General features: G+C 35.3%; 9 protein-coding genes. 7 read left to right on the top strand and 2 right to left on the bottom strand.

Translation table 11 applies throughout. The features are described 5' to 3' along the window. The 4 genes from E0I26_RS15825 to E0I26_RS15805 form a co-directional block, all read left to right on the top strand. A partial coding sequence (locus E0I26_RS15825) for a T9SS type A sorting domain-containing protein (protein ID WP_165929465.1) occupies positions 1 to 1,082 on the top strand: 1,082 nt, incomplete at its 5' end. 293 nt (positions 1,083 to 1,375) lie between these two features. Next, the gene (locus tag E0I26_RS15820) at positions 1,376 to 3,799 is read left to right on the top strand and encodes a T9SS type A sorting domain-containing protein (protein WP_131917410.1); all 2,424 of its coding nucleotides are present in this window, start codon (positions 1,376 to 1,378) and stop codon (positions 3,797 to 3,799) included. 512 nt (positions 3,800 to 4,311) lie between these two features. Next, positions 4,312 to 4,812 carry a hypothetical protein gene (locus tag E0I26_RS15810; protein WP_131917409.1) on the top strand — a complete coding sequence of 167 codons (501 nt, stop codon included), beginning with the start codon at positions 4,312 to 4,314 and terminating at the stop codon, positions 4,810 to 4,812. Positions 4,813 to 5,232: 420 nt separating this feature from the next. After that, positions 5,233 to 6,459, top strand: a complete 1,227-nt coding sequence (locus E0I26_RS15805) for a hypothetical protein (RefSeq protein ID WP_131917408.1) — start codon at positions 5,233 to 5,235, stop codon at positions 6,457 to 6,459. A gap of 56 nt (positions 6,460 to 6,515) precedes the next feature. On the opposite strand, the gene E0I26_RS15800 is transcribed toward E0I26_RS15805, so the two are convergent. Then, complete coding sequence (locus E0I26_RS15800) at positions 6,516 to 6,800, bottom strand: GNAT family N-acetyltransferase (protein WP_131917415.1); 285 nt, start codon at positions 6,798 to 6,800, stop codon at positions 6,516 to 6,518. Between the two features lie 553 nt (positions 6,801 to 7,353). Between E0I26_RS15800 and E0I26_RS15795 the strand changes: the two genes are divergently transcribed. Both E0I26_RS15795 and E0I26_RS15790 read left to right on the top strand, forming a co-directional pair. Then, complete coding sequence (locus tag E0I26_RS15795; protein ID WP_131917407.1) at positions 7,354 to 8,022, top strand: alpha/beta hydrolase family protein; 669 nt, start codon at positions 7,354 to 7,356, stop codon at positions 8,020 to 8,022. A gap of 41 nt (positions 8,023 to 8,063) precedes the next feature. Further along, complete coding sequence (locus E0I26_RS15790; RefSeq protein WP_131917406.1) at positions 8,064 to 8,957, top strand: lytic transglycosylase domain-containing protein; 894 nt, start codon at positions 8,064 to 8,066, stop codon at positions 8,955 to 8,957. 543 nt (positions 8,958 to 9,500) lie between these two features. On the opposite strand, the gene E0I26_RS15785 is transcribed toward E0I26_RS15790, so the two are convergent. Continuing rightward, positions 9,501 to 10,016, bottom strand: a complete 516-nt coding sequence (locus E0I26_RS15785; RefSeq protein ID WP_131917405.1) for a DUF2892 domain-containing protein — start codon at positions 10,014 to 10,016, stop codon at positions 9,501 to 9,503. Between the two features lie 164 nt (positions 10,017 to 10,180). On the opposite strand from E0I26_RS15785, the gene rpmH reads away from it, so the two are divergent. After that, positions 10,181 to 10,342, top strand: coding sequence for a 50S ribosomal protein L34 (rpmH, locus tag E0I26_RS15780; protein WP_007136275.1), 162 nt, complete (start codon positions 10,181 to 10,183; stop codon positions 10,340 to 10,342). Positions 10,343 to 10,382: the final 40 nt, after the last annotated feature.

The following is a 10,382-nucleotide window of genomic DNA, read 5'->3' as shown; positions in this document are numbered from 1 at the left end:
TTCAGAAAAAAGTGCGCATAACCAGACAATACGACGTGACTCCACCAGAGCTTACTTGTGCAGGAAATAAAGAAATTGAATGTAATGCAACAATTAAATTCGATGATCCAACAGCAAAAGACAATTGTACTGCGACTGCCGATATTAAAATAGAGGTTGTGTCAACTTCCGCAGACGGACTTACCCGCACTTGGAAAGCGACAGACGCTTGTAAAAATGTGTCAACTACTTGTAGTCAAACCATTACCGTGAAAAGTTGCGTTCACATCTTCCCGACTAATACTGACTGTGCTAGTTTTAGCAATGGAACTGCCGTTGGCTTACCTAAAGTATGTACCTCAGATAAAGACAATAATGGATTAGTAGATCAAAATGTAAATCCGGGTGTGTTCTTCTACTATTCATTTGTCACTGTCCCTCCGGGCGCCTTTACAATTGATGTAAAACAGATCAATGATAGTAAATTAGACAAACTGTTTACTATTCAGGGCTATAGTGATAATACTTCACAGATCAGATTGACCACTAGCAGTTGTGGAACAGTGTCATTTACTCCAAGCTTTATCGATAGCGGCTCAGGCGCAAGATTGGCTGGAACAAATTCAAGTAGTCTACCTGCAACGTATATTGTTTCCATAAAATACGAGACAAAATCAATCGTAGATGGCGATTACTCGGGTACTAATACCAGCAGTACGTATACTTTCGCAAGCTATGTTAACGGTTTACTAGCATCAGGAACTACCGGAACCATAAATGCAGAAGTTTGTAATACTGATTCTGCAATAGCTCCTATTGCACCGATAGCCAGTAAAACCGAAACTGCAGGTTTCACTGCCAGTCCGGTTCCTTTCAAAGACCAATTGACCATCAGATATGATTTTGATTACGTTTCTGATGTGAAAATTGAAGTATTCAATTCACAAGGTAGGTTAGTCCTTTCTAAAACGGATACCAATAGTTATTTGAACAAAGAAGTTACACTAAAACTTAATTCTAATATAGATAAAGCAGAAGTGTATGTTGTAAAAGTGACTACTAATCGTGGAAGCAGTGTGAAAAAAGTAATTTCTTCAAAATAGGTTGTAAATAATCATCTGATCCAAAAAATAAAACGGATTAGAGTATAAGATTAAACCTCGAAAGTTTTTGCTTTCGAGGTTTATTTCTCTTTTTTTATTGAATTTAAAGTTGTTTTATAAATGACTTTTTGGTCGATAAAAGGATTTAGTTTCCTATACTAAAAATATCCTTTTGATGATGGCGTACTTCATAAATGTGTTTATGAAGATGTTATGTTTTTCTTTAAGATTTTATTTCCCAAGTCCGCTAGTTTCCTGCTTTTTAATAACTATGGTATTAAAACTTTATTATCATGGAAAATAATACACTTTTGGCGTTTTTCGAACATTTGCCTAGCAAAATAAAAGGTTGCTTTTTATCGAAAAACACGATTTCTAAATTAGGTTTTCGTATACCTAATTTATCCTATTTTAGCCCTAAATCACAAAATACGGTTCTTACAAAACGGTATTCCCATAATAGCCTTTCAAAATCATGTCATGAGGGATTATTCCTTCCTTTTAGAAACTGGGCAACATTTTTATCAATATGTTTCTTGTTTTTTTCTTCACACATTTTTGGACAGTTTGCCAATGTAACACCACCAACAGGTGGATTCGCTATTGATGGAGGTTTAAGAGCCAATACACCTATCATTGGTCAGGGAGATTGGTATCCCGGAGATGGAGGTAATGGTGGATCTGTTTTTGGTATTAATGGTGTGCCGGCTACCAGTCAAACAAGCGGGCGTGCATCTGGCGAGAACTTTAATGGCAATGACAACGTTTTTACAGAAGGCAGTAAATTCAATAATTATGTGTCAGATTTGAAATGGTTTACAAATTCAGCGCCGAATAAAAACGATATCAACAATGCGCTGTATCATATAGCACGTGACGGCAATGACGACCAATGGATCTTTATTTCCGGCGATCGTTTGTCTCCTGATGGAACCAGCTATATTGATTTTGAATTATTGCAAGGTACCGTTGATCAAAATAGCAACGGAACTTTTACCGGTACCCCGGCAGCAGGTAAAACCAATGGCGGTGGCAGAACAGAAAATGATATAGTCATTTCCATGGAATATTCCAGTGGCGGTACAAAGCCTAATGTATTCATCTACCAATGGAAGGAAAGTGTAATTAAAGGTAAGTTGGTGTGGTCTTACATACAAGTGCCATCTACCTCAGATTTATTAGCCAATGCATTTGCTGAAACTAATAGAACAGATCCTGAATTGGATGTGCCTTATTTAGCATTTGGCCTTAACACGTATCAACAATTTGCTTTTGTAGAAGCAGGTGTTAACATTTCTTATCTTTTAGCATTAGCGGGGGAATCTTGCAGCGGTCTTAACATAAAAACGCTATGGGTCAAAACAAAGGCTTCCGATTCTTCGACCGCTGCCCTCAAAGATTTTATAACTCCTATTCCTGTGGATTTAGATTTTGGTAGCACGGAAATCACTCCCATTGCGGCAACATGCGCAGATAATAGTACACCCCAGCTCCTGTCTGCAAAACCTCCTGGCGGTACTTTTAGTGGACCTGGGGTTAGCTTGAATAGCATTGACGGCAAGTATTATTTTACACCTTCCATTGCCGGTGCTAGTACTAGTGATGAACCCCATGAGATTTTCTATGAAAGCGTCGATGGTAGTTGTACAGGATCAATTGATATTATAGTGCATGCATTACCTACTATTACCGGTACTCTAAGTGTATGTGTAGGTTCTACGACAACGTTGAGCGGGTCACCTACTCCTGCTTCATCTAATGCTTGGGCATCTGCCACTCCTCTTGTCGCAACTGTTACCAATGCAGGTGTGGTAACAGGAGTGTCTGCTGGTACATCTGTCATCACATATACCAATAGTGATGGTTGTCGAAACACAGTTACTGTTACGGTAAATGCCTTGCCTACAATTACTGGTACTCTCAGTGTATGTGTAGGTTTAACGAGACAGCTGACAGGATCAGGTTCTCCTGCTTCCTCTAATCCTTGGGTGTCTGCGACTTCTAATGTCGCTACTGTTAGTAATACAGGTTTGGTAACTGGAGTATCAGCCGGTACCTCTGTTATCACATATACCGATATAAACGGTTGTCAAAAAACAGCTTTAGTGACGGTAAATGCTAGTCCGGAAATAAAATTAAAAATAACCCAGCCGACACTTTGCGGATCATCATCAACCGGAAGTATTGAGGTGTGTAATCCAATTCCTGGGGCCACCTACACATTATTATTAGCTGGTGTGCCGCAAGAACCAGTTATTAACACAGACGATGAGGGAGATGTAATATTTAGCGGTCTCGCTGCCGGTTCTATCCCAACTGTTAAAGTTGTAACTGCAGCTGGTTGTAACGCAACTTCCACTTGTAATGATGAGGATACCACGGATTGCCCAGCACCATCACCACCACCAGCTGCTAAAACTACCGAAGCCGTTGCGCCGATAGAATCAAAAACTGAAACCGCAGGTTTTACTACGTACCCTGTTCCTTTCAAAGACCAGCTGACCATAAGATATAATTTTGATTATAAATCGGATGTGAAAATCGAGGTGTTTGATTCGCAAGGTATTTCGGTGCTGTCTAAAACCGATGCCAATAGTTATTTGAATAAAGAAGTAACGCTTGACCTTAAATTGAACAGAGGAAGAGACCAAGTGTATGTTGTGAAAGTAACTACCAACAGAGGAAGCAGTACTAAAAAAGTGATTTCTTCCAGATAGTTTTAAAACTAATTTTAACTAAAAAGCATCCGCCTAAAACGGATGCTTTTTTTGTGCGCTAATTCGATATGCGATTGTCTAATAGTTAGTTTAACCCATAGGATGTGATTAAAAAAACGTCAGTTCGATTCAGGCAGTTCGTACCGTCACTTCGTCCCGACGCTTCGGGATTTTTGCTTGAAATAAGATGTTTTGAAACGGGAGTTTAATAAGCCAAAAAGTATCGAGAAGCTTTTCATCACAAAAGCTTCCGCCAGGCATCAATGTGAAGTCACCCTTTGGCTTCAGTCCAAAAAGTATTCATGTGTGGAATCAATTTTTTCAAGGAATTACCAATTCAAAAAAAAAATATCATGCTGCTCTGTAAACCTGCCTTCTGGCGTACAGCCTAACATTATCAGGTGTAATTTAAGTTCTTTTTCCATTTTTAAAAAGTACATTGTTTTTTAAAACAAACTTTGGCACAATTCATGAATAGAGTTTTAAAGTATAAATTATTAAAGCTATAACGAATGAAAAAAATTACCTTATTTTTAGTTTTCATCGGGATGATGACACTACAAAGTTGTGAAGTAACTGAAGTATATGATGATGTGGATAATGGTCCTAGAACAGAAGTGTTTGAAGTTACAACTTCATTCAATTCAAATAATAATTATAGTCGTTTGGTAGTATTCGATCCACCACTTTATTCCTCTGATTCTGTTTTAGTATATCATTTGTACGATACTGTAAATGGGCAAGACATTTGGAAGCTAATGCCTCAAACGTATTATTTTAGTGATGGTGGAGAACTGGATTTTAATTTTGATTACACCAGATATAATGTTAATATTTTTCTTTCCGCTAATTTTAGTCTTACTACTTTAGAGCCAAGTTGGACGCAAAATCAAACTTTTAGAATTGTAATTATACCAGATGGTTTTGCCAAAACAGTTGACAAAAAAAATATTGACTCCGTAATGTCAGCATTAAGCGTTAACAAGAGTGAAGTTAAGAAAATTGATTTGTAAAGTATGCTTTATAGATACTAAAAAGACATGCGGATAACGCATGTCTTTTTTATTGGTCACAGAAATAGTTAAAACTATGTACTTTTAGTGCATTTCGCTTTAGCTTCTAAAAATTTCACCGCAGATTCGCAAATTATTTATCCATCTTTGATATGTTTAATTTGCGAATCTGCGGTGAAATTTTTTTTGTTCCCGTTTTAACCGTGCAGACTTTGAGTCTGCCAACCAAATCTATGGACTTTCAGTCCATAGTGGTTTAGTTAAGTCAAGTTTTGAAACGTTTTTTGCAGTAGAGTTGTAGTGATTTTTGAAGGTAATTCTTTATATACAAAAGGTTAAAGTGTTTACTGTTAGTTTTTTAATTTTAATTTTTTCGTACCTTGTATTGTAATTGAATTTCAATGTATAAAATTTTTAGTCATGAAAAAATTAATTTTATCCTTTGTCTTTTTAGCTACCGCGCTGTTTAGTATGCCTCTGTTTTCTCAAATAGAAAGTAGACTGGTAGCTTTGGGTATACCGGGTGATAACCTTAATCTTTATGCAGTATTGGATATTTTTCAAAAATCAAAAACTTTAGAAGAATTTGAAAGAGCAATTAATGATAAAGATACCAATATTAATAATCTTGATTTGAATAATGATGGCTATGTGGATTATATTCAGGTAGCTAGTTATAGAGATGGGGATTCGTATTCAATAGTCCTCCGCGTGGCGGTAAATAGGATTGAATATCAGGATGTAGCAGTTATAGAAGTTAATAAAAATAGATTTGGAAAGGTTGTTATTCAAATTATAGGTGATGAAGAATTGTATGGTGAAGATTATATTTTGGAACCTTCATCAGGGGATGATTATACTCCAAATCCGGGTTATTTAGGTTATGAAAGAACGTACACGGGTAATTATTGGAACGGTGTTTTGTATGTTAACAATTGGCCAATAATAATCAATTTATTTTCTCCGTCATTTGTAATTTACATATCTCCATGGCATTGGGGATATTATCCCTCTTATTGGCGAGCGTGGACTCCCATTTATTATTATAATTATTGGGATTACCATCGTCATTATTATAGAAATGATTTTTATCGCAGAGTGGGATATGTAAGATATCCGCTTACGCATTCGTATTATTATTCCAGAAGGAATAGCTCTCCAGTAGTAAGGAGAAACCGGATAAATGATGCTTATAGAGAGACGTATCAAGGAAGGGATTTTAGAAGACCGGAAGGAACAGTTCTTCCTAGAACTCGAGAACAAATGAGAGGAAACCGTTCCGTAAATCCTCGAACTTCCCGTTCAGTTCAGCCTATGACACCTACAAGACGTCAAAATGTAGAAGAAAACCGCCAGCGAAATCCTTCGTCAGCGCGTCCAGTTCAGCCTACGGCACCAACAAGACGTCAAAATGTAGAAGAAAACCGCCAGCAAAATCCTTCGTCAGCGCGTCCAGTTCAGCCTACGGCACCAACAAGACGTCAACCGGTACCAAGAACGCGTCAAGATAATCCTTCAATAACCCGACCTGCGCCAGCGAATCATCAACGAAACGAAGGAACTCGTTCTGCTCCATCAAGAAGACCTATGGAAAAAACGCCGCCGGCAAGAACGAATAACCCTTCTCGTGGTAAGGATAGAAATTAATTCAAGATTTGAATTAAATAAAAAAGGCTGTGTTTTTTTAATGACACCGCCTTTTTTTATAATCGTATTCCGGGAGGAAGCAGTTCTTTGTAAATTGGATTTTTTTTGAAAAACACAACTATTTTGGGAAGAATAGGAACAACTTTTAGTTTTCGTTCAATGGCAATCTCCATGATGTTTTTTAGAAAATTAGAAATGAATTCTTCGTTTTCAAATGATTCGGGAAGATTTATTTTTGTTAAAAATATTTTTTTCTCCTGAAATGAATATTCGACAGAAACTAATCCTTCGTCTACCATAGTTTCAAATTGTCTTGAAAAAGTATTGTCTTTGATTTCCATAATGATTCCTGCTTCCATAATAATTAACTTTTGATTCATTGGTATTTCTGCCAATAGTATTTTTGATTTGGTACTAAGGCTCTGTTAAAAAATAACTGATACATTTTGTCTCGTTCTTTAGCTCTTTTTCTGCAAGGTTTTTTGGTAAACCCAAAGTGCATTCCCATCATTTTTGTCATTTGGCGAAACAATATTTACAAAGGTATTGATTTGATTTTCAATATCAAACGATTTCCGGTTGTATCTGGTTATTGCGTTTTCTTTGTCAGTGAATACCCATGGTCACGATGTTTTTGCTTCTTCTTTTTTCTGTAAAAGTAGTATTGTTTAAAATGTGTACTATATCAAATTTTAAAGGGGTCTAGTTGCAATAATTTTCGAATAAAATGGTTGGCTCATCCAAAATTTGATAGGCTTCTTGAATTCAATTTTAATGCTATAGCAGTCATAAAGTATTGATAATATAAAGAAGAAACTCGAATGAGTTCCAATAAAAAAAGTATTTTTATATAAAATTCGAGATAATGAATTGGAATATTGTTGTAAAGTAGTTATGAGTAAAATACCTGTTTATCTAATGCCGGGATTAGCGGCCAGTACTGCAATTTTTGAACGGATTGCGCTTCCGGAGGATACTTTTGAAATTCATCTTTTGGAATGGGAAATTCCTCTTGATAAAGAGTCTTTAGCGGATTATGCGAAGAGAATTACTGAAAAAATAAAACATCCGAATCCCGTTTTAATCGGAGTTTCGTTTGGAGGTATTTTGGTACAGGAAATGGCTAAATATGTTGAAGCTCAGAAAGTAATTGTCATTTCGAGTGTCAGAAGTAATTTGGAATTTCCCAGAAGAATGAAAATTGCAAAAACTACCAAAGCCTATAAATTAATTCCCATGAAACTGATTGCAAATATTGAAAGCCTTGCCAAGTTTTCCTTTGGAGAAAAAGTAAATCAAAGACTCAAGCTTTACGAAAAATTTCTCTCGGTTCGGGATATTCGTTATTTGAATTGGGCGGTTGAGCAAGTGATTTTATGGAACAGAACCGTTGTTGACGAGAATGTAATTCACATTCACGGAGATATGGATGATGTTTTTCCTATGAAATATATCAAGAATTGTATCGTTGTAAAAGGTGGGACGCACATTATGATTTTGAATAAATACAAATGGTTGAATGAAAATTTGCCTTCCATTATATTGGGAACAGAAAAGAAGTAAACGCACTTTTATAACTACATGAAAGGCATAAAAAAGAAAAGATGAAGTTAATTAATAAAGTTGCCTTAATGCTTACCGTGATTTTTGCGAGTGGTGTATTTATTTTTGCCGCTAAAAATCCGACAGAAGAAAAAGAGTTGAAAAAAGAAAATAGTGTTGATTTTCCTGTAAAATTAGATTTTGCAGGCGAAGAAACACCTCTGAAAATATCGGATGTTAAAGAGCGTTTGGATAGAGAGTTGCTGGTAAATGTAAATCTGCATGCTTCCACTATTTTGGCTATAAAAAGGGCGAATCGTGCTTTTCCTGTAATTGAGCCTATTTTGAAAAAGAACGGTATTCCGGATGATTTTAAATATCTGGCAGTTATTGAAAGTGGACTGGTGAATGTGGTTTCGCCAGCAGGAGCAAGAGGAATTTGGCAATTTATGCCGGATACGGCAAAAGAGCGCGGAATGGAAGTCAATGAAAATGTGGATCAGCGCTATGATTTAGAAAAATCAACTCAAGCGGCCTGTAGTTATTTTTTGAGTGCCAAAGGAAAGTTTGGTAGCTGGACCTTGGCGGCAGCTTCTTATAACGGAGGAATGACGGGTGTGAATAAACAAATTGATATTCAAAAAGTGTCAAATTATTATGATTTGTTGCTTACGGAAGAAACGTCTCGCTATGTTTTTAGAATTTTAGCCTTGAAAGAAATCATGGAGAATCCAGTAAAATATGGTTTTACCATTGCTCCCGAAGATTTATATGGAGCTTTGCCAACTCGAAAAATAGAAATCGACAGTTCTATTACGGATTTGGCTGATTTTGTAAAAGGGCAAGGGATTAACTATAAGATTTTGAAGATTCATAATCCTTGGCTTAGAGAAACGAAATTAATAAATGATACCGGTAAAAAATATCAAATCGAAATTCCGTTAAAAGGGTATTAACTATTTTTTTAAACCATATAAGGCATTTAAGAAAATATGACTGTCCGTTACGAATGCCAAAAAAAACATTTCAATCTCTGTATTAAAATTAAAACTTACAAAAATACTTTGTAAATACCTGTAAATGTTGAGTTTAATAAAGAAAACATTATGATTCTTAAACAGTGAGGTTTAGAGGTTAAGAGATGCTGGCTGGCTTTGTTTTGTTTTAATAATGAGATTTTTTTTAAACAAGAAATAAAGATATCAAGCGGCATTCACGACATTCAGTAATTTTTTTAAGAATTTGTTGAAAAAATTGACTCTTAATCTCATTGTTGATGATAGTAAAAAAAAATAATCACGATCCGTTTAGCGGACAGTCATATAAGAAAATATAACCCACGTAAAAACTAAAATCAGCAAATGCTTAAATGAACTTATATTTCTTATATGGTTAATAAAAAAATGGGGAGTAGTTTTGTTTTCCAAAAATTTAGGACATAACCAAATAAAAAAGGGTCAAATGTGTATCATTTGACCCTTTTTCGATAATTATAAAAATTATATTTTCTTCATTTGTTCTTTCATCATGACAATTTGATCTTTCAACATATTCTGTTTGTCTAATTTTTTGGCTTCATTCAATAGCGTAGTAGCCTCTAATTTTCTTCTGCGTGTCATGGCAACTCCGGCTAAGTTTAATTTGGCTACAGCCAAATCCATATCCATTGATAATCCTAGTTCAATCGCTTTTTTGAAATATTTCTCCGCTTGATTGATATTTGTTTGCGAAAGCATGATTCCGTGTAAGTAATTAAAATATCCCTGTTGTTTTTGTACCAAAGCCGTTTCCGGGTTTTTGATGTAAGCCAGCCATTTTTTGGCGCCTTCAAAATCTTGTTTTCTTAGTTTTAAGAAGGCTAATAAGATGAATTCGTTTTTAAAGTAAAGGAAAATAGGAATTGCACTCAATAATATAAGGAAGATTCCATTACCGATATTGCTTTCTGTGAATTGCCAAATGCCAGTAATGATAATTAGTCCGGCGATAATAAGTTTAATATTTCTGTGAAACATAGTGTGATTATTTTAAGATCACAAATATAGTAAAATGAATTGAAAATATTTTTACAAAACTGCTTGTGAGAAAAAAAAGTCTTTGTATATTTGCACTCGGTTTTAGAATAACAGTTATTCAAAAACAGGAAGACATATAAATAAGATTTTAAAGATACAAAGCAATGAGCAAAAGAACGTTTCAACCATCGAAAAGAAAAAGAAGAAATAAGCACGGATTTATGGACAGAATGGCTTCTGCAAATGGAAGAAAAGTTCTTGCGCGTAGAAGAGCTAAAGGAAGACATAAATTGACTGTTTCTTGCGAACCAAGACACAAAAAATAATGTTTCTATAAACATAAATAAGGCGTTACTTTTTTTAGTA

Source organism: Flavobacterium rhamnosiphilum (assembly GCF_004349195.1).
GTDB lineage: Bacteria > Bacteroidota > Bacteroidia > Flavobacteriales > Flavobacteriaceae > Flavobacterium > Flavobacterium rhamnosiphilum.
Note: the sequence above shows the minus strand (reverse complement) of the source record. Positions and strands in the feature narration are given on the sequence as shown.

Excerpts from the sequence above, each read along its gene's own strand:
- E0I26_RS15820 (WP_131917410.1), top strand. The coding sequence starts at position 1,376 with ATGGAAAATAATACACTTTTGGCGTTTTTCGAACATTTGCCTAGCAAA.
- E0I26_RS15810 (WP_131917409.1), top strand. The coding sequence starts at position 4,312 with ATGAAAAAAATTACCTTATTTTTAGTTTTCATCGGGATGATGACACTA.
- E0I26_RS15805 (WP_131917408.1), top strand. The coding sequence starts at position 5,233 with ATGAAAAAATTAATTTTATCCTTTGTCTTTTTAGCTACCGCGCTGTTT.
- E0I26_RS15800 (WP_131917415.1), bottom strand. The coding sequence starts at position 6,800 with ATGGAAATCAAAGACAATACTTTTTCAAGACAATTTGAAACTATGGTA.
- E0I26_RS15795 (WP_131917407.1), top strand. The coding sequence starts at position 7,354 with ATGAGTAAAATACCTGTTTATCTAATGCCGGGATTAGCGGCCAGTACT.
- E0I26_RS15790 (WP_131917406.1), top strand. The coding sequence starts at position 8,064 with ATGAAGTTAATTAATAAAGTTGCCTTAATGCTTACCGTGATTTTTGCG.
- E0I26_RS15785 (WP_131917405.1), bottom strand. The coding sequence starts at position 10,016 with ATGTTTCACAGAAATATTAAACTTATTATCGCCGGACTAATTATCATT.
- rpmH (WP_007136275.1), top strand. The coding sequence starts at position 10,181 with ATGAGCAAAAGAACGTTTCAACCATCGAAAAGAAAAAGAAGAAATAAG.